This is a genomic window from Vallitalea pronyensis (genome assembly GCF_018141445.1).
Classification (GTDB): Bacteria; Bacillota; Clostridia; order Lachnospirales; family Vallitaleaceae; genus Vallitalea; species Vallitalea pronyensis.
On the sequence record NZ_CP058649.1, the window covers coordinates 4,639,505 to 4,664,926 of the forward strand.

The following is a 25,422-nucleotide window of genomic DNA, read 5'->3' on the forward strand; positions in this document are numbered from 1 at the left end:
TGGATAATGATAAAAGCGGCTAATCGCCGCTTCTATCACTTACTATACCTGAATACCCCTTTTTAAAACTTCAATAACCTGATCAATATAAGGAACATACGTCTTATAGTCCCCATCTTCATTATGATTCATGACATATTCTATAACGGCTGAACCCATGGATGCAATCATGATTGCTGTAATACGTATGTCGATGTTTTTATTAAGTTTACCTTCTTGAACGCCCTGTTTTAATAAAGATTCATATAATGTTACACCATCCAGTTCACTTTGACCAAGAACATCTTTTTTTATGGCATCATCACCTTTAATTAAGCGTTCTGCAATCTTAGAGAACTTAGGATTATCTTTAGAAAACACAATACTCGCTATCAATAAACTCTTAAGAAATTCAAAAAAATCAATACCGTCACTTTGTGCCATATAACGGCTAAGGTATTCTAATTTTTTTTCACTGATTTTATGGATTAAGTACTGATAGAGGTCTTTCTTATCTTCAAAGTACTGATAAAAACTGCCTTTTGCGATAGAAGCATCTTTTACAATGCGTGATATGCTGACATTTTTATAATCATTACAAGCGAACTCATCAATAACAATACTTAGTATTCTATTTTTTTTATCATCCGATAGATTAAAAAATGTATCTTTTGGCATTGGCGATTCTCCTTATCTATGTATGCATCAACTGACTATCTAGTCACATCATATCATAGCACTTTATACATGTCAATGAGGCCTTCATCATGTCATTTATTTGTAATATATCCGTCTAAACAAGGTTTTCAAACAACCTGCTAAGGTCCACTTTTAGATCGTTAAATACGCATGATTCTAGGGTTTCTCCAACTTTATAAGTACACAGCTCACCTACCTCTGTTTCATTAAAATGATACACCATGATTTGTTTTTGCCTTGGGTCTACAATCCAGTATTCCTCAACTTTAGATAAGCGGTAAGTATTCAATTTATCGATCATATCTTTTGAACGGGTACTGTTGGATAATATCTCCAGTACAAGGGTAGGTGTCCCCATATACCGTCCTTTTTCTGTTACATTACCTTCTTCATGTAAATCACAAGCCACAAGCACATCCGGTTGCATCACGTCCGGGTCCTTTATATCTTTTTTTCTAAAATGCACATCAAATGGCGCAAGAAAGGCACGACAGGTTTTGTTCTTAAAAAAAGCATTAAATAAAAGATGCAACCTGCCTAAGATTTCTTGATGGTTGATATTCGGTGAAGGTAATAAATAGATTTCTCCATTAATATATTCCATCCGTAGGGTGCTTTTTTCATTAATCTCCATAAATTCTTCATAAGATACTCTTTTTCCGCCATACTGATAGTCCACTGCTTTTTCTCGTATGACAAAATATTGTTCGATATCTGTTACATAAGGGGTTAAACGTGCGATTTTCTGTCCATTCTTTGTGATGACCACATCATTTTGTTCTGTTACATAATCAAGATACTGTCCTAAATTCTTTTTCAACTCCGTTGCCGTAATGGTTAAACCTTTGTTTTCTTTTGTATTATCCATTTTATCACCTCTAAATCATCATAGCATATGCAGATGATATGAGCAATAAAATCGTACGATGTTTTTTTGTTTTCCATACACTTTTTTAAGGATGTAGAGATTTTTTCGACCATTTCTTGTGTACTATCAAAAAAAGTATGCTCCATCTTAAGTTAGACATTTTTTGTTATTTTTTAGTCTACTTAAGAGGAGCATATCTATGATCAGTTCTAATAGGAATATTTATGAAAATTTACATTGTATTATTCAGCTATATAAGCTTCACTAAAGTCAACTGTACCCAGTACTGAACGGTCCCAGTCAACAACTTTCTCAGATGCTAGCATGGTGTCTGAATAGTGATATACAGGAATGATAGGCATATCATTCATGAATATTTCCTGTGCTTTATATAAAGCATCAAAGTGTTCCTTACCTTGTGTCTTCGTTGCTTGGGTTAGTAATTCATCAAATTCTTTGTTATCGTAGTTTGGATCATTTAATTCATTTTCTTTTGTAAAGAGACTTAATAAGCCTATAGGGTCCATGAAGTCTGTTCCCCAGCCCCCTCGAGCTATTTCAAAATTACCTTGAATCCTATTTTCTTGGAAAACAGCCCATTCTTGATTCTTAACTTTACATGATATACCTAGGTTGGTTTTGAACATTTCTTGAACCAGTTCAGCAACTGTTTGATGCCCATCACTTGTGTTATAGAGTATGGTAAACTCTGGGAACCCTTCGCCATTTGGATACCCTGCTTCTGCAAGTAAGGCTTGAGCTTCTTCTATTTTGCTGCTATCTGTTGCTAGACCATACGTACCAGCCGTTTCAAAGAAATCTCTTCCTTCTGAGTCTTTTAATCCTGGTGGTATAAAGCCTGCAGCTGGAACTTGACCAGCAGCTAATGTTTCTGTAACAACTTCTCGGTCAATACTTAAAGCCAAGGCTCTTCTAACCCGAGCATCTTTCCAGATATCAAGGTCTAAATTGAAGCTGTAATAATAGGTTGCAAGTAGAGGATATACATAGAAATTTGGGTCTTCGGCAATTAAACGAGGTACTTCTGCTGTAGGTACTGAAGGGATAAAGTGCAGCTCACCATTTTCATAGGCTTGATATGCTGTAGCGTCTTCATCAATGAACTTACCTTCAATACCGTCTAATTTTACCACATCGGCATTCCAATAGTGCTCATTTTTAACTAATGTTAAGCCATCACCAATTCTGTAGGATGTCAATACAAAAGGTCCATTGGATATGACTTCTGTAGGATCTTTCGCCCATGCACCATCTGCTCCTGCTTCAACTGCTGATTGTTTCACAGGCATGAAATGATAGAATGACAATAAACTTACAATATAATCTGTTGGATTCTTTAACGTAACTTCTAATGTGTAGTCATCGCTGGCTGCTACACCAACGTCGTCCAATGATCCACCATTAACAGCTTCATAAGCACCGACAATATTGGTATATTTCCATATCCAAGCATATTCGGATGCTGTTGCTGGGTCCATACCTCTTTTCCAAGCATATACAAAATCATGAGCTGTAAGTGGACTACCATCTGACCACTTTGATTCTCTTAAATGGAAAACGACTGTTTTTCCATCTTCAGAAATATCCCAACTTTCAGCGATACCGGGATATACCTCACCACTTTTTTCTCTAGTTAACCCTTCAAAGGTTTGGCTAATCACATTACCGCCATCGTTTGCAGCATTTAAGGTAGGATCAATTGTTTTAGGGTCGGCACCAACGTTCCACAATAGAACATTCTCATTTGTTTCAAGTGCCTCATCTTTATCTTTCTCATCTTGTTGTGTGCCTTCTTCTTTTTTGCCTTCATCTTGTTTATTGTTATCGTCTTGTTGTTGTGTACTCGTATCTTGTTCTTTCGCTGTATCTTCTTTTTTACCACAGGCAGTAAATAAAGTTATTGTCAAAGCTAATACAAGTATCAGTGATAATATCTTTTTCATCTAACTCCTCCTTTTACTTTTTATATTCGTTGCCACGTTGAATACATGGCAAAAAATATCATCATTAAAATTGAACGTATTACATCCTTACTTATTTATGTCATCAACCAGATGGCAAGCTACAAAATGACCAGGTTTTATTTCTTGTAACTCCGGCGTCTCTTCATTGCATATCTCTTTACAATAACGGCATCTTGAACTAAAACGACAACCTGCCGAAGGGTTAATAGGACTGCCAACTTCTCCTTCTAATATAATTCTTTTATTGGTACTTTTGGCTTTTGGATCGGGTATGGGTATAGAGGATAATAATGCTTTTGTATACGGATGCAATGGATTATTATACAATTCATCACTTTCCGTAATCTCCATCATATTCCCAAGGTACATCACGCCTATTCTATCGGATATATGCTTTACCATGGATAAATCATGGGCAATAAACAAATAAGTCAACCCTAATTCATGTTGAAGATCTTCGAGCATATTGACAACTTGTGCTTGAATGGAAACGTCAAGAGCTGAAATAGGCTCATCACAAATAATCAAGTCCGGTTCGATGGCTAATGCCCTTGCAATACCAATTCTCTGACGTTGCCCACCTGAAAATTCATGGGGATAACGACTTGCATGCTCTTTCTTTAAACCCACTACATGAAGCAGTTCAAATATTCTGTTTTGACGGGCTTTCCCTTTATAATCCGTATGAATATCAATCCCCTCACCAATAATATCCGCAACTGTCATACGTGAATTCAGCGAAGCATAGGGGTCTTGAAAGATCATCTGTATTTTTTTGCGATAAGGTAGCATGTCTTTTTCTGACAGTGTGGCAATGTCTTTTCCATCAAATATAATTTGGCCCCCTGTAGGTTCATACAGCCTGACAATACTACGTCCTGTGGTGGACTTACCACAACCTGATTCGCCTACTAAGCCAAAAGTCTCCCCCTTTTTTATATCAAAAGAGATATTATCAACCGCTTTTAGGTATGTTTTTTTCTTACGAAATAGACTGTTTTTTGCCACAAAGTATTTTTTTAGATTCTTTACTTCCAATAGTGGTCTCATGTCAGCCATGGCTATCACATCCTTTTACAAATCCTTCTACATCCGGTGCATCTTCATGTAATAACCAACAGGCTGATGTATGGGTATCACTGATCCTAAATGTAGGCATTAATGCTTGTTTACAAATCTCCATAACATTCGGGCATCTTGTAGAAAAGGGGCATCCTTTGGGAGGATTAAGTAAATCTGGAGGGGACCCTGGAATAGGTACCAAACGTCCTTTTTCTTTTGCATCCATTCTTGGTACAGACTCCAGTAAACCAATGGTATAGGGATGCTGTGGGGAATAAAAGATTTCTTCAACAGTCCCCTTCTCCATGATTAAGCCGCCATACATAACGATTAAGTTGGTACATGTTTCAGCAATAACACCTAAGTCATGGGTAATCATAATAATGGATGTATCTATATCTTCTGAGAGTTTTTTCATGATATCCAGTATCTGTGCTTGAATGGTTACATCCAAAGCCGTTGTTGGTTCATCGGCAATTAGCAATTTGGGATCACAAGATAATGCCGTAGCTATCATGGCCCTTTGTCGCATACCTCCTGAAAACTCATGAGGGTATGCGTTTATTCTTTTTTCTGGTTCTGGTATACCTACTTGTCGTAGCTTTTCTATAGCAATCATTAAGGCTTGTCGTTTAGAGACTTTTTTGTGCTTACGAATAACTTCCACCATGAGATTTTTTATTGTAAAAACAGGATTCAAAGAGGTCATAGGGTCTTGAAAGATCATGGATATTTCTTTCCCTCTAAGTTCTGACATTTCTCTATTTGTTTTGGTTGAGATGACTTCTCCATCAAAAACAACCTCACCTTCCTTGATTCTTCCTGGATGATCAACTAACCCCATAATGGAGAGCCCCGTTACACTCTTTCCACTACCTGACTCGCCAACAATACCTAAAATTTCACCTTTATCTAACGTAAAACTGTTACCACGTACCGCCTGTACTTCACCTAAATGTGTAAAGAACGATGTGGTTAAGTTTTTTACTTCAAGAATTTTGTTCATCATCTTCAACCTACCCTTTCCTTAATCTAGGATCTAAAGCATCTCTTAATCCATCCCCTAAAAAGTTGAATGCAAGCATTGTAATGGCTAATGCAGCTGCAGGGAAGAATAATTGATAAGGATATGTTAATAATCCAGGTAAAGCGTTATTTGCTAAGGTTCCCCAAGAGGCTTGTGGTGCAGAAACGCCTAATCCAATAAAACTTAAAAAAGCTTCGGTAAAAATAGCTGCTGGAATCATCATGGTCATGGAAACAATGATAGGACCCAATGCATTGGGTATTAAGTGTCTAAGAATGATTTTTCTCTTGGATACACCTATTACCCGTGCTGCCAGTATAAATTCTTGCTCTTTTAGGGATAACATCTGACCACGAACAAGTCGAGCCATAGCCACCCAATACACACTGCATAGTGCAATAATAATACTTGCTAAACCATCACTTTTCTCAAATAATACCATCAGCAAAATGACGTATAATACCAGAGGGATAGAGTTAATAATGTCCACAATACGCATCATAATATTATCCACACGTCCACCCTCAAATCCCGATATACTTCCATAGACAACACCTATTAAAAAGTTAACAAGTGTAGCTATAAAACCAATGAGCAATGAGATTCTTGCACCATACATAATACGTGTTAGCATATCTCTTCCCAAATCATCTGTACCAAATAAGTATGTTCGATTTAACTTCTTATGGGAATATTTCGTATAAACGGTGCCTTCATATTCAATGGTAAAATCATAATCATACCCTTGCTTATCTTTCAAAAGATTATAAGAAAAATCAAGTTTTATCTCTTTGTTGTCGTCCAACATATAGTAATAAATTTTATTCTTGATGTCTTTTCTCTTCTTATCCAGTTCTAACCTTCTCACTAAGTAACCTTTATCCGAAACGAGAAACATATTATAATTTTTGGATAGATATAGATTCATATCCTCACCAATATTGAATACTTCAAGAATTGGCGGCAAATTCTTATATTCATTTTTTTGATCGGAATAACTATACTGGGTGAAGTATGGGCCTACTACAGCAAATAAAACAATCAAGATAATGGTTACAAAACCTATCATGGATAATTTGTTTTTCTTCAGTCTTCTCCAAGCATCTTGCCAATAAGTTAGACTTGGTCGTGTGGTTTCAGCTTCTTCATCTTTATTTTTTATAAATACAAATCGATTATCTGCCATGATTTACGACTCCTTTCCAAGCTTTATTCTCGGATCAATCAATCCATAAACGATATCAACAATGAGTACCATGACGATGTAGAAAGCTGCATAGAAAATGGTCATGCCCATAATCGTTGTATAATCACGATTACCCACACTTTCAACAAAATAACGTCCCATACCAGGTATGGCGAAAATCCTCTCAATAACAAATGAACCGGTAAGTATAGCAGCAACCATTGGACCTACATATGTGACGACAGGAATAAGTGCATTCTTAACAGCATGTTTTGCAATGACTTTATATTCACTAATACCATTCGCTCTAGCTGTTCGTATGTAATCTTGCCGCATGACTTCCAACATACTGGACCGGGTTAGTCTGGATACAAATGATAAAGAATAACCTGCAAGTGCTAAAGAGGGTCCAATGTAACCGAGAGAAGATTCAATCCCAAAAGTTGGCAACCATCCAAGTTGACCTGCAAAGAAATAGATTAACAATGTTGCCATGACAAAATTGGGAACCGTGACCCCTATGGTGGCCATAAACATGACCAAGTAATCAACGGGTTTGTTCTGTTTCAAAGCTGAAATAATACCTAATGGTAATCCCAGTCCTATAATAAGGATGGTTGCTATTAGTCCTATTTTAGCTGTAGCTGGAAAACCTGATGCCAGTAACTCGTTGACCGAAATACCTTTTTTTTGAAAAGAAGGACCTAAATCAAATGTAACCAGCCCTTTCATGTAATCTAAATACTGCTCATGAAGTGGTGCGTCCAGATTGTATTTTTTATTAAGTGCTTTTAAAATCTCATCTGGTACTTTCTTTTCGCTTGTAAAAGGACCTCCAGGTATAGAGCGCATCATGACAAAAGTCAGTGTGGAAATTAAAATAAGTGTAATGAGCGCTGAAAAAATCCGTTTTATAAAATAGCCTTTCATTAAAACTCCCTCCAATACTATCAATAAAATAATGTGCTGGATCTGTTGAATGAACAATCTAAGCTATCAATAAATTTCAAGCAACTTATCCAGATGATACAGCTTCTGATTTCTTTATGGATCGTCAAGATTACAAGCAATTAGATACAGATAAATCTCAGCGGGTACTGAGATTTATCCTTAGCTTTACTACTCTATACCATAATCTCTTCAATTCAACATGCTGCATGTTGTAGACCCAGTCACAATATGGGGCTTATGTCAAGATTAAGTACCTGTATGAGAAACATCCCAATCTATTGTTTGTACAAACAAGTATGGAAGTATGGTGTTACACTTTATTAATTCTACATGTTATACCTGTTACTGTATGTGACTGTGTAGTCATGTGACTGCATAGTCATATTCTACCATATGAATAATTGTCTGTCAAATTTATTTCATACATTTATGTAAAAAAAATGAGTTCATCTATTTTATACTAGATGAACTCTTAGGCGAAACCTTTTAATTTCATAACTTATATCTGAATCATTATATCCATCAATGCCAATTGGATTCATGTTCAATGCGTTCTTCTACCTCTTCAGGTGTCATACCATCTGCATCAATTACAATTGCTTTACTTAAAGTATCTTGAATGCCTAACATATCTTCACTCATTCCTGTAATGACAATTGCTTCAATGTCACTATAATGCTCCCACGCATCTTCTACTGTCCCTTCAAAGGTTTCAACATCGTAACCTTTTTCTTCTAAATACTCTCTAATGGGTGTTAATTCTCTTTCTACAGCAATATGTTTCATGAAAATACCTCCTATAACTGATAAACCATCGGTTCATCTTATATGCTTATAGCAATTTGTAGGTTTAGTTTTAGCACTTCTATTGATTTTATTCACCTAAGTTTTAAGGGTGCTATAGCATGAGCTATTTTACTCGCATGTAAAACATCTGCTGTCCATTGGTTTAAGGTTATCACTGATTAATGGTTTAAAAGGCATTTTTTCAATAATATCTTTTTCTAAAGAGATACCAGGAGCAATTTCTGTAATCATGATTCCTTCAGAGGTTAAAGTAAAGACACAGCGCTCTGTAATATATAATACTTCTTGTCCAATTTCTACAGAAAACTCTCCACTTGCACTTATCTCTTCCACATGCTCAATGAATTTTTGATATTTACCTTCCTGGTGTATTTCAAGCTTATGATCACGACATTGACCTTTTAAACCACCTCCAGCAAAAGGAAAGCAGTATACAATCTTTTTAGAAGATTGTGTAAGGTTAATGAAACCACCAACACCGATTATTTTATTACCTGTACGACTGACATTTACGTTACCAATTTTATCCACTTGCATAGCTCCTACAAATGTGATGTCTAAGCCACCTCCATCATAGAAGTCAAATTGATAAGCTTCGTCGTGGAGCACTTCACCATTAACCGCTGCTCCAAAGCTTAAGCCATTGGATGGATAACCGCCTATAACACCTGATTCAACGGTTAATTTAATGTTATCTGGTGCGTTCATTTTTTTACTTGCTTCTGGTACTAATTCAGGAATGCCAATACCTAGATTAACAACAACACCATCTTTTAGCTCCATGGAAGCCCTTTTTGCAATGATTGAATGCAACATATTTCGATGTCTTTTTCTACCCGCTGCTATATTCAGCGCTTTCACTTTTTCTAATACATGACATGCATCCTCATCAAGCAACCTGATTTCACCGGTATAAGCAGGGTTATATTTTTCAATCATACTTTGATACTGTTCACTTTCTACAACAATAGCATCTACAATAATACCAGGAATTTTTACTTTCCTAAGGTCTGCCATTTCACTGGATAACCGTTCAACCTGTACAATGACTTTCCCCCCATTGGCTTTTACAGCCATAGCTGTTGCGAAAGGGTCAACATAAATGGCTTCTTTTTCCATGGTAATATTGCCGTTTATATCCGCAGTTGTCCCTCTTAACATGGCAACCGTAGGTTTTGGTGCTTTATAGAACAAGTATTCTTCACCATCTATTTCCATGACTTGAACCAGCTTTTCTTTAGAGGATGCATTTAAAGCACCTCCCCCATTTCGAGGGTCAACACATGTTTTTAATCCTATTTTTGTTATGATACCAGGTTTTCTACCTGACGCAGCCCGAAATAAATGTGATATTATCCCTAAAGGCATATTATAAGCTTCAATTTGGTTAAGAGCTGCCTGTCGATTGATTTTTATCATAGGTGTGAAATGAGATGAGATGACCCTCTTAACCATACCTTCATGACTCATGTGTTCAATCATTCTGGATTCATCCCATACCCCTTGCCCTGTGCCAAAAAAATATTTTAAATCCCTAGGCTGTCCCGTTTCCAAGAATCTTGTTCCTACAGCTTCACATAACTCTTCTGGAAAGCCCATGGAGCCAAAACCATTAAAAACAACTTCATCACCATTTTTAATCATTTGTGCGGCTTCGGTTTTATGCATTACTTTTCTCATTTTTTATCCAACATCAACCTACTTATAAGCATGGATTAATGTTGTGCCACCACCTTTCATATTGACTTATTGGTTAGTGAACGCATTCTCATTCGTTCTATGAAGGTCGTACTTTTCGTTCTAAAGCTCTTCCAATAACTATTTTTTGTATTTCCGATGTGCCATCAATGATTTGTAATAATTTTGCAAAGGTCATGTAACGGCCAATAGCAGAATGTTTATGATACCCATTGGCTCCAAACAGCTGCAAACACTGGGTGGTTACTTTCATGGCTAAATCAACGGCAAATAGTTTATTCATTGCCGCTTTTATGGCAACTGTGTCACCACTATCCATCAGTGAAGCTGTATGATAGACAAGCCATCTTCCTGCTTCAACTTCAGCAGAAAGTTGTGCTAATGCCCACTTTACACCTTGATTACTTATAATTGGTTTGTTAAAAGCAATCCTTTTACCTAAGTATGTTACTGTCATATCAATGGCTCTACTAGCTATACCTATAGCAATTGCGGGAACAAAGATGCGAGCAACATCAATGGCCCTTAGCGCTTCTTTAAAGCCATTTTCAGAAAGTAATCTATCCTTTGGTACAAGACAATCATGAAATGTTAAGTCACAACATGATAGGCCATTGCCACCCATTCTTGGCTTATTTTCCCCAATCGTAAAACCTGCAGTATCCTTCTCAACAAGTAACATCAGCATGTCTCTATTTGAAGACTCTTTTTTAACAATAACGTTAAAATAATCTGCATCAAGGGCATTAGCAATCCATGACTTTTTACCATGAATATGATAACCATCTTCTTTTTGCTCCGCATAGGATTGTATCGATGCAGCATCAGAGCCTGATGATTCTTCTGTCAATGCAAAAGCTGTCAACTTCTTACCTGTTACCATATCCGGCACTAATGTATTAACAGCCTCACTGGTAGCATAATACGTTGCTATTTCATAGGTTATATTATTGTGTAACTGAAGCATAAAAGCAATGGTACCGCAACCGTGGGCAAGTCCCTCATAGATTAGCGCACTTTCTAAAAAATTCAATCCTTGACCACCTAGCTCCTGAGAGATTAAAAGGCCACAGTAGCCATGATGACTTAAAAGCTCAAATACTTTCTTGGGTAACTTGTTGCCATTTTCAAAATCAGCAGAAATTGGTGCCAAGTTTTTGAGGGCAAATGCTTTTGCTTCTTCAAATAATCCTTGCTCTTTAGGGGTTAATTGAATAGCCATGATATTCACTCCTTTTAAATGCCGATACGCCCATCTGCTTTTATGCTAACCCTTTTTTAACCTTAATTTCTTGAATCAGTTCAGGTATGACCTTATATAAGTCACCTTCAATAGCTAAATGGGCTTGTTTCATAATAGGCGCTTTGGGATTTTTGTTAATCGCAATAATATAATCAGACTCTGACATACCTGTCATATGCTGAATAGCACCTGAAATCCCACAAGCAATATATAATTTCGGCCGAACTGTTTGTCCCGTTTGGCCTATCTGTCTTGAATGGCTGATCCATCCACTATCCACTGGTACCCGTGATGCCCCAACAACACCACCTAATACGTCTGCTAACTCTTCAAGTAATGAAAAGCCTTCTGCATTGCCAACACCTCTACCACCTGAAACGATAATCTCTGTATTTGTCAAGGATACTTTTTTGGTCTTATCCATGATGATCTCAATGGTTTTTGCTATAATATCTTCTTCTGTTAACTCCGGTACTATTTTAATAATTTCTGATGATTCTTCTATTGGTTCTGCTTTTTCCATAACACCTGGTCGCACGGTTGCCATCTGAGGTCTATCATTTGGACATATAATGGTTGCCATTAAGTTACCACCAAATGCAGGTCGCGTCTGTAAGAATTTACAATCTTCATTAATGTCTAAACGGGTACAATCGGCTACCAAGCCTGTACCTACGCGGGCTGCAACCCTAGGTGCAAAGTCTCGCCCAATTGAAGATGCTCCAAAAATAACTATTTCCGGCTTAATATTTTGTATAAAGGTACTGATCACTTTTGTGTAAGCATCTGTTGTGTAAGTATCTAATAATGGATGGTCATAATAATATATTTTATCTGCACCGTAATAGGATAACTCCTCTACAGCCTCATTAATAGTGTGACCTAGGATCACCACATGTAGATGAGACGCTGTTTTCTCGGCAAGTTTTTTGCCCTCGTTGATTAATTCAAATGAAATCGGTAAGTTAACACCTTTTTCCTGATGTGCAACAATACATACACCTTGATAATCTGTCATATCTTTAATTTGATTAACTTTGGCATTGGACATGCTAAGCCACCTCCCTATAATATATTTAATTGGTCAATTTCTTCCACACATTTAGCGGCTACATCTTTTGGATTACCCGTAATCTGCTTTCCGTTGAATTCCTTTACAGGCACAAAGGTTTTGTACACTTTTGTGGGTGAATTTTTGACACCAATTTGTGTTCTGTCTACTTCAATATCATCGGCTGTCCATATTTTATAATCTGCATCTGGGCTATAGGCTTTATAAATAAGTCTTAAATCCATAAACCTTGGTTCATTCAATTCTTTAATAGCTGTTAATAAAACAGGCATTTTACATGCAATGATAAAACTTCCTTCTTCATAAGCTCTTGTGGCTATGACTTTATCATCCTCCACTTTTAACGCTTTCACATAGGTGATTTGTGGAATATCTAAGAACTCTGCTATTTCTGGTCCAACCTGCGCCGTGTCTCCATCGATGGCTTGTCTGCCACAGAATATGATATCGTATCCATCCATCTTCTTGATGGCTGATGCCAAAACCGTTGCCGTAGCCCAAGTGTCTGAACCGGCAAAAGCTCTATCTGAAATGAGTATAGCTTCATCTACACCCATGGCTAAGGCTTCTCTTAATGCTGAATCTGCTTGAGATGGTCCCATGGTTATTACTGTCACATGCACATCATCTCTACTGTCTTTTATCCTTAATGCTTCTTCTAATGCATTCATATCATCTGGATTAATAATACTTTCTACACCATCTCTAATTAACGTCCCTGTTTCGTTATTAATACGTACCTCATTGGTATTGGGCACTTGTTTAATACAAACAATGATCTTCATATTGGTTTACACCTCCGTATGTCCTAGTTGATGACTGCTCTTGCTATGACTAGCTTTTGTATTTCGTTGGTACCTTCATATAGTTCTGTGATTTTTACATCGCGATACATTCTTTCAATGGCATAATCTTTCATATAGCCATAACCACCATGTATTTGTAACGCCCTTTCCACAACATATCTGGCTGTTTCTGATGTAAACAGTTTAACCATGGCTGACTCTTTGCTTATTCTTTTACCTTCCTGTATCATTTGGGCTGCATAGTACGTCATCCATTTAGCCGCTTCTATTTTTGTTGCCATTTCTGCTAAATACCATTGCAGACCTTGCTGCTTTGCTACTGGTTTTCCAAATTGTACTCTGTTTTTAGCATACTCAACAGCTAAATCTAAGGCTCCTTCTGCTATACCTAAACTTTGGGCACCAACTGTTAATACCCTTGCCTCATCGATACTGGTCAGTGCAATTTTAAATCCTTGGTTGTACTTGCCTAAGATGTTCTCTTTGGGAACTTTAACATTTTCAAATACCAACTCACCGGTATGGGAAGCACATATACCCATTTTATTTTCAATTTTACCCACTGAAAAACCTTCTATTTCGGGATCAACAATGAACGCTGTGATACCTCTTGTTTTCTTTTCAGGTTCTGTATAAGCCAATACGATGTATAAACCTGCCTGACCTGCTCCAGTTATAAAGCGTTTCGTGCCATTGATAATATAGCTATCACCATCTTCAATAGCTGTGGTCTGAATATTGGATGCATCTGAACCTGCATTGTCTTCCGTTAAAGCAAACGCCCCAACCACACCATCACATAAGAGTGGTCTGAGATATTTATCTTTTTGCTCAGGATTACCGAATTTCAATAAACAGTTGACCATCCCTTGGTGAATGGATAATATGGAGGAAGTCGCTGCACATACCTTAGCAATTTCTTGAACCACAATTAACTGCGCAATCTTATCATTACCTGTTCCACCATACTCTGTAGGAAATCCCATGGCTACAAAACCATACTTGGTTAATAGATCAAATGTTTCCCTGGGAAAACGATGTTCCCTATCAATTTCTTCTGCTATAGGTTCACATATTTCTTTTGCAAATCTTCTAGCTGCTAGTGTGACCATTTCTTGTTCTTTGGTCAGTTTAAAATCCATAAACATCCTCCTGTAGATAAGCCATTAACCCTTGTTCATTAACAGCTTTTAAATGGTTAGTATGTAAAATACTGTATTTTATAGTTTCTTATGCACATGATTGTGTTGCTTGTTAACTTCCGCCTTTAGCATTTCTTCTTGCAAATGCCGTGCTTTCTTGGTTCTTTTATTTTTAATGGCACCAACAATACCTTGTGGCATAACCAATACAACAACAACAAGTAGAATACCGTAAATAACCAGATAAGCCCCTTGAAAAGTACTACCAAGCCAACCTCTTAGAAATATTTCTGTTGGTCCTAATATCAAGCCGCCTATGACTGGACCAAAAATTGTACCTGACCCACCAACAATTGTTAATATTGCAGCTTTTTGAGATGTAATTAAGTTAAAGGAACCATTAGGGTCAACATATAATGTGTATTGGGAGTACAAGGTACCTGCGATACTTGTAAAAAATGCACTGATACATAATGCGGTAATCTTATTGGTTAAAAGGTTAACCCCTAGCGATGAGGCAGCCATATCATCTTCTCGCATGGCGACTAAGTTTGCACCTAATTTTGATTTACTGATATAAGTTGTGGTTAATAATACAGCTAGTAGTAACAGCAGAAACAGAATGAGGGAAGGCTTATATTCTTTAAAAATCATATTAACAAAACTTGGTTCGTAAGGTATACTTATACCCACTGAACCACCAGTCAACCCATCAAGCTTAATGGCAAGCACTTGAAAAATAGTTACCAAAGCGATAGTTGAAAGTGAAAAAAAGAACGATTTTAACCGTAAGGCTAATAACCCAACAAAAAATGCTAGTATCATGGCAACGATTGTGCCAGCAAACATACCAATCCATGGTGAAATACCTAATCTCACAAACAGTATGGTGGATGTGTATTGCCCAACCCCCATAAAAACCACATGTCCTAAGGATAATTGCCCAGCATAACCGCACATAATATTCCATGCACCTGCAATGACACAAAAGTATATGGTGGTGATGAAAATATCTAATAGATACTTATTATCAATAAAAAGTCCTAATGCCAATACAGCTATTAAACCAAAAACCAACACATAATCTTTTTGTTTACGCTTAATGAATTCTCTCATAGTCTCTTCACCTTCCTTATTGAAAATTTGTGAAATAGACCCTGAGGTGAAACAACCAATACGATAATGAATATGACAAAATACACCAATTGTCTAAGGTCTGCACCCAAGTAAAATCCTGTTAACGTTTCGCTTATACCTATTATCAATGCAGCAATTAATGCCCCTTGAAGGTGTCCTAATCCACCCAAGATAACGGTTATCCAAGCCAATAGATTATAGCCAGAACCAACTGTTGGATATGTGGGATACATGGTCATCAATAATGCTCCTGAAAAAGCGGCCATCACTGTTCCAAGGCAAAATACCATGAGATCAATTTTGGGTACATTGATGCCCATGAGTTTACTGGCATTCCTATCTTCTCCAACAGCTCTCATGGCTCTTCCAAGCCTTGTGTTCTTAATAAAAATTAAAAAGCCAACGGTAGTAAGAATGGCTAACCCAAATGTAATCAGTTGAGCCCCAGAAACAAAAACTGTACCTACTTTGATGCTATTCGAAAACTCCGAAGGAATAGCTTTAAAATCGGATTTAAAAATTAAGAGAATCACATTTTGTAAGATCATAGATAGCCCAAGTGTTAACAAGATTTGATTAACGGGACTTTTACCAATGGCACGTTTAGCGATGGTAAATATGACTACACCAAAGACAGCTCCACCGACCAAGACTAAAGGCCAAGAAATATAAGGGTTTAATTTAAATGATGCATAGAACAAGTAGGTTAAATACATACCGATCATCACAAAATCACCATGGGCAAAGTTAATAAACTTTGACACACCTAACATTAACGATAAACCAATACTTAATAATGCATATATCCCACCTAACAATATGCCTGATACAATCAATTGTATTAGCATGATATTTCCTCCTATTGTATTGCTAAATTATGTCAAGATACCCTATTAATACCTCACCAGCCATATGGCTGGTGAGTGTTTCATCAATAAGCACTATCGCTCTGACCACTTTGGACGAGGAATCATAATCGCTTCTTTTGATGCCATAGCTTCTGGATAAATTGTTTCTAATTGACCATTCTGCCACTGCATAGCAACCAATGATGCTCGCATGTTTTGTCCAAATGAATCAAACTTAATACCTGCACCTGTAGGTAATGAACCTTCTGGAAGGTCAATTGCATGTGCAGCATCAATCATAGCTTGGTAATCATCAACCCCACCAGCAACTTCAATTACGTTATAGGCAAGTACCCAAGCTGATTGGAAAGTTAAATAGCCTATTACTGGAGGTTCATAACCTCTTTCTTGTTCAAATCTTTTTTCAAATTCTTTTACCGCTTCCGCAAGTTCAGGAGAAAGACTGTCATACACAGGTTTTTTAGATGGATCAATATCAATTATGCCTTCTGCATTTTCACCTAACGCATCATAATAAGCAGGTAAACCATAGCCTGATCCAATACCAATGTATAGTTTAGGATTAAAGTCCAATATTTTTGATTGCTTTGTAATGTCAATACCATCATTGATATAAGATGTAGCAATAACAACGTCTGGTTCAGCTGCTTTCATTTGTAATACGATGGGTGATGTATCCGTTGATTTGCTGTCGTATAATTCATTAAGGACGATTTGCATACCTGTTTCTTCCGCGTATTTTTCCACACCTCTTGCAACTGACTGACCAAAATCACCATTTTCACATATGATAGCCACTTTCATATCTTTAACATCCATACCAATGTCATCTGCAAATGTTCCTGCTATTTTAGCTGCTTGTGCACCAAAACCACTACCATTAACATGAGTTCTAAAGACACCTTTGTAGCCTTTAGATGTTAATTTATCTGTAACAGATATGGACTCCCAATAAAGGACATCATTTCGATTGGTGACATTCCCCGCAACTTCAGCCATTGCACTACCGTATATGCCCGTAATCACTTTTACTCCTTCATTCTGAATCAGCCTGTTCACTTCATTTTGTGCCGCAGTTTGGTCTGGAACATCTGCTGCAACGATTTCAATTTGTCTACCATTGATACCTCCACGTTCATTTATCAAGTCAAAAGCTATTTTTGATCCGAGGTAACTATCTTCACCGGAAACGGCTAAATTACCACTTCTAGGTTGAATAACACCAATTTTAATAGGGGTATCAGTATTTTCTTTATCTGTACTACCACTTGTTGTCTCTTTACCAGCGTTTCCACAGCCACTTAAAATCATAGATAACACTAAGATAATACTGATCCTTTTTGATAATTTTTTCATCCTTCTTCCTCCTCGATTTTAATTTAATTTAGTTTTGACTATTAATAAATCCCCTTTATTAGGCGATTCTCAATACACCATAAGTCCCTAAACACCTAAATATGCTTTTCTAAGGTCATCATTATGTAATAATGCTTGACCCGTACCCTCCATAACGATTTCGCCACTTTCAATTACATAACCTTTTTTAGCCAGTGACAGTGCCTTATTCACATTTTGCTCCACTAAAAATATGGTGACTCCTTTTGCATTAATTTCTCTTATGATTTCAAACATCTGCTGTACGATAATAGGTGCTAAACCTAATGACGGTTCATCTAAAATAAGCAGTTCTGGGTTGGCCATGATAGCCCGTCCAATGGCACACATCTGCTGTTCCCCTCCTGATAAAGACCCTGCAAGCTGATACCTTCTTTCATATAATCTGGGAAACATGTGATAAGCCTTCTCAAGATTCTCATCCATATTGTGTTGTGCCCTATGTGCATAAGCACCTAATAATAAATTTTCAAGAACTGTCATTCCCGGGAATAATCGCCTGCCTTCTGGACATTGGATCAAGCCCATCTCAATCCTTTTCTCAGGTGTTATGTCTGTGATATCTTGACCTAAGAACTCAACTTTGCCTCTCCATGATTTGTTAATGCCTGAAATGATGTTAAGCAAAGTTGTCTTTCCTGCTGCATTTGAACCAACCATACTCACAATGTCGCCTTTTTCAATATGTAACGTGATACCAAATAATACTTGACTTTCACCATAACCTGCTTCTAGGCTGCTAATTTTCAACATGATAGTCATCTCCTAAATATGCCCTAATTACCTCCGTATCATTAACCACTGCTTCAGGCTCACCATGAGCTATCATAGCACCGTTGTTCAGCACGACCACATCTTCTGATAGCTTCATGATGCATTTCATCTTGTGTTCAATGAGTAACACAGTGATTCCTGTCTGATTAATCTTAATAATCGTTTCAACAATTTCTTCTGTTTCTTGGGGATTAAGTCCTCCCATAACTTCATCCAACAAAACAATCTCCGGTTCAGTAGAAATGATACGTGCTATTTCAAGTTTCTTTTTAATGGCTAGAGGCAGATGCTGTGGTTGGATGTCTTTGTATTTTAATAATCCAAGCATCTTCATGGATTGAATGGCCTTTTTTTCTGCATCTACACGATTACTATACTTCTGAAACGCGCCCACCACCACATTTTCTAATGCTGTAATGTTATTAAAGGGTTTAACAATCTGAAACGTCCTAACCAATCCAAGTTTTGCAATAGCATGGCTCTTCATCTTCGTGATGTCAATACCATTGAATTCTATCCACCCAGCAGTTAGTGGATAAACACCTGAAACAAGGTTAAATAATGTGGTCTTGCCTGATCCATTTGGACCAATTAATCCAACAATTGAACCTTGCTTAATATGAAAGCCTACATCATCAACTGCCGTAAGTCCCCCAAATTTCTTTGTCACACCTCTTAAATTGAGCAAATATTTCACACTCCTTACTTTTCTTAAGATTTCAAGGATTCATTCTCAAAAATCTTTTTAGCCATTGATTCATGCCAAGTCGTTGAAAAAAAGCGTAAAAAAATACACTGGTTAAGAAACCAATTACATGAAAAAACCTATAAAACTGTCATACCAAAAAAACACAACTTAGTTGGTTTGAAAAATTGAATACTGTAATCTTTCGTATAAATTAATAATAACTTTTGAACCCCCCTTTATTTCAATTGGCAATATTATACAAATTATATGCATTATATTATCATTTATTGTCGATTTATTATAATTAAAGTATACATCAATCCATATTATATTGTCAACACTTTTTTAGTTTTGCATCAAACTTTTTTTTTTGCTACACCTTGACATGGTGATGTATACTCTATATAATTAGTTTTGTATCAAACTTTTTTAATGAGGAGTGGAAAATATGAAACAAGATAAATTTAAAGCCATGCAAATAAAAGAACATGAAAACAATACGTTTACACGTTCCATTGTTTATCGTTCAGTTAAAGATCTTCCTGATGGCGACGTATTAATTCAGGTTAAATATTCTTCTCTAAACTACAAAGATGCACTTTCAGCCACTGGAAATAAAGGCGTGACGAAAATATATCCTCATACACCTGGCATTGATGCATCAGGTATAGTTGTTGAAAGTAAAACGCCAGCATTTAAACACGGTGATGAAGTGCTCGTTACAGGTTATGACTTAGGTATGAATACTCCTGGAGGCTATGGCCAATACATTAGGGTACCTGCTGACTGGGTAGTCTTGCTACCTCCTAATCTTTCTTTAAAAGAAAGTCAAATCTATGGTACAGCAGGTTTTACAGCAGGTCTTTCGGTTAATAAAATCATTGAATCTGGCATTGAACCAGAAGATGGGGAACTATTAGTGACTGGTGCTACGGGAGGTGTAGGAAGTATTGCTGTACGTATTCTTTCTAAACTAGGCTATCACGTTATTGCATCAACTGGAAAATCCCAGCAAAAAGTAACATTATTGGACATGGGAGCTAAAGATATTATTTTACGTGAAGCGATAGATGATGCTTCTGGAAAAGCTCTCTTAAAAGCTAGATGGGCAGGTGTTATTGATGTGGTAGGTGGCAATACCCTTGCAACAGCCATAAAATCTACTCAATATGGTGGAAGTGTCACATGCTGCGGCAATATTGCATCCCATAAATTTACCACTTCAGTCTACCCCTTTATCTTAAGAGGTGTATCGCTATTTGGTATTGATTCAGGTATTTGCCCAATGCCCCTAAGACGTAAAATCTGGAACCTATTGGCTAATGAATGGAAACCCAATAATTTGGATATTGATACTGAAGTCATTGCTTTAGAAGAATTGGATATAAAAATAGATAGGATTCTACAAGGCAAAAATAAAGGCCGTACACTTGTCGACATGCAAATGTAGTGCCTTTTATGTGCTTATATTAAATGGGATAGCTCCATACCAAGCTATCCCATCCTGTTTCATGGTATTTTATTCATTTACACCTTTTCAAGTGGCTTTTACGTCCACATCAAAATTATTATTTAATCGTTTCAAGTATTTAAGAAATATTTCTTTGTCTTCTTCTGTAAATCCTTCGTAGGCAGTTGAAATAACTTCATCGGAAATGGCTCTAAACTTGGATTCAATTTCTTTTCCCTTATTGGTGAGGACTAAATACGTTGTTCGTTTATCTTCTTGTGATTTTTCTTTTTCAACATACCCAAGCTTGACTAACTTATTCACTAACGGTGTCACCGTTGATTTATCTCTTCCAATACGTTTTGCAATTTCCTTCATGGTTAATTTTTTATGATGATCGTACAAATTTGTAAGGATATTTCCATGAGATGGTATTAAATCAAACAATTCATTTTCTATTAACTGGCTTTCAATATACTTGGTCATCTTTTTCTTTGTACTACTGATAAAGTAAACAATATATCGATCGTTCATATACATTCCCCAATTTCTATATTATCTTTTTCTAATACATATTCTAAACTGAGCGTACATATATGTCAATGACTATAACCGAATTAGTTTGATAAAAAAGTGAATGAGTATTGCATCACCATTAAATAAATAAATTGTGGTTAGCGGTATCCGTTTCGCCTAGATATGCCGCCACACCACCTAGTTCAATACCATCAATTAATTCTTCTTCTTTAATACCCATGACATCCATGGACATGGTGCATGCTACTATCTTAACGCCGTTTTTCATAGCTGATCCAATTAAGTCATCAAGGGAATTAACATTTTTATCTTTCATGACTTTTTTCATCATGGCCGTTCCCATACCACCCATGTTCATTTTAGAAAGTTGCAATTTATTCACACCTTTAGGCATCATAAAACCAAACATTTTTTCAATAAAGGATTTATTCACATTTACTTTTTCAGCTCGTCTAAGAATGTTAAGTCCCCAGAATGTGAAAAACATGGTGACGTCTTTTCCCATTGCAGCAGCACCGTTAGCAATGATAAATGAAGCTAATGCTTTATCCATATCCCCTGAGAATACGACCATGGTACTTTTATCTGAATGGTTCACCTCTTGCTTTTTAGCTTTACCCGAACCTTTTTTAATCCAGACAACAAATTCCTTGGCTCTTTTTTCTGTTCGCATAAACACGTTACCTGTTTTTTCACACCAAGCCCTTACATCTACTGGAAATCCTGGGTCTGTAGCAGATATTTCGAGAATATCGCCCTCATTCACTTCCTTCATCTTTTCACTCACTTGAAGAATAGGTCCTGGGCACTGTAGACCACAAGCATTAAGGCGAATGGTTATCTCATCGGATTCAGCTGCATTTATCAATGGGATATCTTGTTTTTTTTTATCACTATAATCGCACTCTATAGGATTTACTTCTTTTGTGAAATCTTTTATAACACATTTATAGAAATTATAACCACCTATCAAGTTCTTCACTTTATAACCGTGCTGATTCAGCAATCTAGCAGCTATATATCCCCGAATACCTACAGCACAATAGATAAGGATCTCTTTTTCTTTATCCAATTCATGCATACGTTGTCTTAAATCATTGACAGGTATATGCTTAGCACCTTCAATGTAACCAAGGTCCAGTTCAATTTTGTCTCTCACATCAAGAAGGATACTTTTATCTTGATCTGCTTGCTCAATCTCTGACCAGATAATAGGCTCCATATCACCTCTTAATATATTTTCAGCCGTAAACCCAGCCATGTTAACAGGATCTTTTGCTGAGGAAAATGGTGGTGCATAAGCTAATTCTAGTTCTTTTAAATCATGAATTGTACCACCCATTCGCATGAGTGTAGCGATGACATCAATACGCTTATCTACACCATCATAACCTACAATACCTGCTCCAAGAACCTTACCTTCTAAGTCAAACATGAGCTTTATGGTCATAGGTATTGCTCCAGGATAATAGCCTGCATGGGATTTAGGTTGTACCACAGTCATCATATAGTCTTTTCCATATACTTTTCCAAGACGGTTTAAGTTTTTCTCATTATTACCTGTTGCTGCTACGGACAGGTCAAAGACTTTTGCGATTGATGTACCTTGGGTACCTTTATAGGCTTCTTGACGACCTACAATGTTATTGGCCACAATACGTCCTTGTTTATTGGCTGGTCCAGCCAAAGGAATCATGGTTTTTTCACCGTTAACGTAATCCACAACTTCAATGGCATCACCTAGTGCGTAGATGTGTTCATCACTTGTTCTAAGGTATTCATTCACCACAATACCCCCACGCTTATTGGTTTCAAGACCTGCCTCTTTTGCTAATTCACCATTTGGTCTTATACCAATGGATAGAATAACCATATCCGATTGAAGCATGGTACCGTCTTGCAGCTTCACGTAAGTGCTGCCATTTTCTTCTTCAAAAGATTCCACGCCATTCTCTAAATACAGGTGAACCCCTTTTGAAGCAATATGCCCATGTATAAGTTGAGACATATCATAGTCCACTGGTGCCATGACCTGATTAGCCATCTCAACAAGATTTACCTGATAGCCCAAGTCATATAGGTTCTCTGCCATTTCGATACCAATAAAGCCACCACCGATAACCGTTGCCGTTTTTATATCCTGGTTATCCACATAAGCTTTTATGGCATCTGTATCGGGTATATTCCATAAAGAGAAAATATTGTCTTTTTCAATACCTGGAATGGGAGGTTTAATAGGAGTAGAACCAGGTGATAACACTAATGTATCATAATGCTCTTTATAGGTTTCTCCTGTTTTTAAATCTTTTACCTCCAAGTATTTATCCTCTTTATGGATGGCTACCACTTCATTTTCAACCCTTACATCAATATTGAACCTTTCTTTCATAGCTTCTGGTGTTTGTAACAGCAATGCTTTTCTTTCTTCAATTGTTCCACCTATATAATAGGGTAATCCACAGTTAGCAAAAGAGATGTATTTACCTCTCTCAAACATTATGATGTCTATGGTTTCATCCATTCTTCTAAGTCGAGCAGCCGTACTAGCCCCACCAGCTACACCGCCCACAATCAATACTTTTTTTGCCATTTTAATGCCCTCTCTTTCCTCTACATTGTTTTTATTTTAACAAACAGCTATATTGCTTTATTATTATATTTATATATTACGTTTTTATAATCTTTTTGTCAATACTTTTGCACAAAATTTTATTATTTTAGGGCAAAAATTTTTCCCTTTGTTTATGAAAGTTTTATTGCATAAAGTTAAAATATACTTTAATATAATATTAAGTTGTTTGATCCATAAAATGATAAACAACTGTATTTGAATTGGTTCGTGGTAAGACAAAATGTGTATTATCTTCCTAAGTGATCGTTAAGGGGTAAGCAGTTACATATGCATGTAGAACTTGGGTAAGATAACAGAAAGCGTGAGGTGAGTTATGCAAAACAATCATAAACCATTTGATCCCTACAAATATATACCTTTTCTTATTATTGTTTTTTTAATTGCAAAATTCATATTTAAGACAGGCAACCTAACATGGTTTTTATCGTCTTTTAAATCCTTGATTTTTGCATCCATCATTATTTATTTATTAAGCCCCGTTGTTAGGCTAATCAAAACCAAATTAAAATTTCGTCACACCATTAGTGTTTTGCTGACCTATTTTATAGTGTTTGCTTTTATCGCACTCTTTATTATGTTAATTGCTCCAACCATTACGGATAGTGTCAATGCACTCATTAATAATTTCCCAAGTACAGAAGAAATGATGGCCTACGTGAACAATTCCTTTTTACAAGAATTTGTCAGTGCGGATACCATCGACAATCTCATTGAAACCATTGATCAATCCGTCGTCAAGTTTTCTAGTAATATATTAAGCTTTTCATCGTCTGTTATTTCATCCATTACTGGTTTTATCAGTAACTTGGCTTTACTGATTTTATCCTTATTTATGGCTTTCTATGCGTTACGAGATTCAGAAGAAATACCACCTAAGCTAAAAAGACTCGTACGGGCTTTCTTACCAAAGAAATATGCCGATTGGACCATAAGAGTCGGCAGACTAACGGATAAAGCTCTCAAGCAATTCTTAATTGGTAAGATGTACACCTGTATCATTCTTGGTTTATTAGTTAGTATTGCTATATATGTGGTCAATATGTTATCGCCTCTGCATATTCCATATGCGCCACTTATGGGGCTTATCATAGGTCTTACCAATATTATTCCTTATATTGGACCTTTTATTGGTACGATACCTTGTCTATTCTTTGCTTTATTCTCAGGTGTCTGGGAAGCTGTAGCACTATTGATTGTTGTCATTGTGATGCAGCAAATTGACAATATTATTGTTAGTCCAAAAATCATCGGCAATACGGTTGGTTTAAAACCCTTCTGGGTTGTTGCTTCCGTAACCATTGGTGGTAGTTTCTTTGGTGCTATGGGTATGATTCTGGCTGTTCCTATAGCTTCTGTTATTATCATTTTGGTAGAAGAACGTGTTGCAAGAGTAACCCCCTAAGTCATGTCAAAGG

Annotated in this window: 22 protein-coding genes; 2 read left to right on the top strand and 20 right to left on the bottom strand. The window is 36.7% G+C overall.

Annotation, left to right across the window (positions count from 1 at the left end; genetic code table 11):
* Positions 1–42: 42 nt before the first annotated feature.
* From HZI73_RS19235 to HZI73_RS19320, 18 genes are all read right to left on the bottom strand, one after another.
* Positions 43–657: a TetR/AcrR family transcriptional regulator gene (locus HZI73_RS19235; protein ID WP_212694988.1), complete on the bottom strand. Its 615-nt coding sequence runs from the start codon at positions 655–657 to the stop codon at positions 43–45.
* A 115-nt stretch (positions 658–772) separates the two neighbouring features.
* Positions 773–1,546, bottom strand: a complete 774-nt coding sequence (locus HZI73_RS19240) for a type II toxin-antitoxin system prevent-host-death family antitoxin (RefSeq protein ID WP_212694989.1) — start codon at positions 1,544–1,546, stop codon at positions 773–775.
* A gap of 242 nt (positions 1,547–1,788) precedes the next feature.
* Complete coding sequence (locus tag HZI73_RS19245; protein ID WP_212694990.1) at positions 1,789–3,510, bottom strand: peptide ABC transporter substrate-binding protein; 1,722 nt, start codon at positions 3,508–3,510, stop codon at positions 1,789–1,791.
* Positions 3,511–3,597: 87 nt separating this feature from the next.
* Positions 3,598–4,590: an ABC transporter ATP-binding protein gene (locus tag HZI73_RS19250; protein ID WP_212694991.1), complete on the bottom strand. Its 993-nt coding sequence runs from the start codon at positions 4,588–4,590 to the stop codon at positions 3,598–3,600.
* Positions 4,583–5,602 (bottom strand): ABC transporter ATP-binding protein, encoded by a 1,020-nt coding sequence (locus tag HZI73_RS19255; protein ID WP_330619598.1) that lies wholly within the window; start codon positions 5,600–5,602, stop codon positions 4,583–4,585. The genes HZI73_RS19250 and HZI73_RS19255 overlap by 8 nt, the downstream gene beginning before the upstream one ends.
* Positions 5,603–5,609: 7 nt before the next feature.
* A complete protein-coding gene (locus HZI73_RS19260) occupies positions 5,610–6,806 on the bottom strand; it encodes an ABC transporter permease (protein WP_212694992.1) in 1,197 nt (398 codons plus the stop codon).
* Between the two features lie 3 nt (positions 6,807–6,809).
* A complete protein-coding gene (locus HZI73_RS19265) occupies positions 6,810–7,736 on the bottom strand; it encodes an ABC transporter permease (protein WP_212694993.1) in 927 nt (308 codons plus the stop codon).
* Between the two features lie 543 nt (positions 7,737–8,279).
* Entirely contained in the window at positions 8,280–8,543 is a 264-nt protein-coding gene (locus HZI73_RS19270) for a YkuS family protein (RefSeq protein WP_212694994.1), read from the bottom strand.
* Between the two features lie 129 nt (positions 8,544–8,672).
* Positions 8,673–10,232, bottom strand: coding sequence for an acyl CoA:acetate/3-ketoacid CoA transferase (locus HZI73_RS19275; RefSeq protein ID WP_246552214.1), 1,560 nt, complete (start codon positions 10,230–10,232; stop codon positions 8,673–8,675).
* A 109-nt stretch (positions 10,233–10,341) separates the two neighbouring features.
* Positions 10,342–11,484, bottom strand: a complete 1,143-nt coding sequence (locus HZI73_RS19280) for an acyl-CoA dehydrogenase family protein (protein WP_212694996.1) — start codon at positions 11,482–11,484, stop codon at positions 10,342–10,344.
* A 40-nt stretch (positions 11,485–11,524) separates the two neighbouring features.
* Positions 11,525–12,556: an electron transfer flavoprotein subunit alpha/FixB family protein gene (locus HZI73_RS19285; RefSeq protein ID WP_212694997.1), complete on the bottom strand. Its 1,032-nt coding sequence runs from the start codon at positions 12,554–12,556 to the stop codon at positions 11,525–11,527.
* 14 nt (positions 12,557–12,570) lie between these two features.
* A complete protein-coding gene (locus HZI73_RS19290) occupies positions 12,571–13,362 on the bottom strand; it encodes an electron transfer flavoprotein subunit beta/FixA family protein (RefSeq protein WP_212694998.1) in 792 nt (263 codons plus the stop codon).
* 23 nt (positions 13,363–13,385) lie between these two features.
* Positions 13,386–14,525: an acyl-CoA dehydrogenase family protein gene (locus tag HZI73_RS19295; protein ID WP_212694999.1), complete on the bottom strand. Its 1,140-nt coding sequence runs from the start codon at positions 14,523–14,525 to the stop codon at positions 13,386–13,388.
* 78 nt (positions 14,526–14,603) lie between these two features.
* Positions 14,604–15,641 carry a branched-chain amino acid ABC transporter permease gene (locus tag HZI73_RS19300; protein ID WP_212695000.1) on the bottom strand — a complete coding sequence of 346 codons (1,038 nt, stop codon included), beginning with the start codon at positions 15,639–15,641 and terminating at the stop codon, positions 14,604–14,606.
* On the bottom strand, positions 15,638–16,510 hold the full coding sequence (locus HZI73_RS19305; protein WP_212695001.1) for a branched-chain amino acid ABC transporter permease: 873 nt from the start codon (positions 16,508–16,510) through the stop codon (positions 15,638–15,640). The genes HZI73_RS19300 and HZI73_RS19305 overlap by 4 nt, the downstream gene beginning before the upstream one ends.
* A gap of 93 nt (positions 16,511–16,603) precedes the next feature.
* A complete protein-coding gene (locus HZI73_RS19310) occupies positions 16,604–17,887 on the bottom strand; it encodes an ABC transporter substrate-binding protein (RefSeq protein WP_212695002.1) in 1,284 nt (427 codons plus the stop codon).
* 87 nt (positions 17,888–17,974) lie between these two features.
* Entirely contained in the window at positions 17,975–18,679 is a 705-nt protein-coding gene (locus HZI73_RS19315) for an ABC transporter ATP-binding protein (protein WP_212695003.1), read from the bottom strand.
* Entirely contained in the window at positions 18,666–19,370 is a 705-nt protein-coding gene (locus tag HZI73_RS19320; protein WP_246552216.1) for an ABC transporter ATP-binding protein, read from the bottom strand. The genes HZI73_RS19315 and HZI73_RS19320 overlap by 14 nt, the downstream gene beginning before the upstream one ends.
* 466 nt (positions 19,371–19,836) lie before the next feature.
* On the opposite strand from HZI73_RS19320, the gene HZI73_RS19325 reads away from it, so the two are divergent.
* On the top strand, positions 19,837–20,838 hold the full coding sequence (locus HZI73_RS19325; RefSeq protein WP_212695005.1) for a YhdH/YhfP family quinone oxidoreductase: 1,002 nt from the start codon (positions 19,837–19,839) through the stop codon (positions 20,836–20,838).
* Between the two features lie 87 nt (positions 20,839–20,925).
* Here the strand turns inward: HZI73_RS19325 and HZI73_RS19330 are convergent, their stop codons facing one another.
* Positions 20,926–21,372 (bottom strand): MarR family winged helix-turn-helix transcriptional regulator, encoded by a 447-nt coding sequence (locus HZI73_RS19330; protein WP_212695006.1) that lies wholly within the window; start codon positions 21,370–21,372, stop codon positions 20,926–20,928.
* A 121-nt stretch (positions 21,373–21,493) separates the two neighbouring features.
* Positions 21,494–23,965 (bottom strand): DsrE/DsrF/DrsH-like family protein, encoded by a 2,472-nt coding sequence (locus tag HZI73_RS19335; RefSeq protein WP_212695007.1) that lies wholly within the window; start codon positions 23,963–23,965, stop codon positions 21,494–21,496.
* 355 nt (positions 23,966–24,320) lie between these two features.
* Here HZI73_RS19335 and HZI73_RS19340 point away from each other — a divergent pair, with 355 nt between their 5' ends.
* Positions 24,321–25,409 (top strand): AI-2E family transporter, encoded by a 1,089-nt coding sequence (locus tag HZI73_RS19340; protein WP_212695008.1) that lies wholly within the window; start codon positions 24,321–24,323, stop codon positions 25,407–25,409.
* Positions 25,410–25,422: the final 13 nt, after the last annotated feature.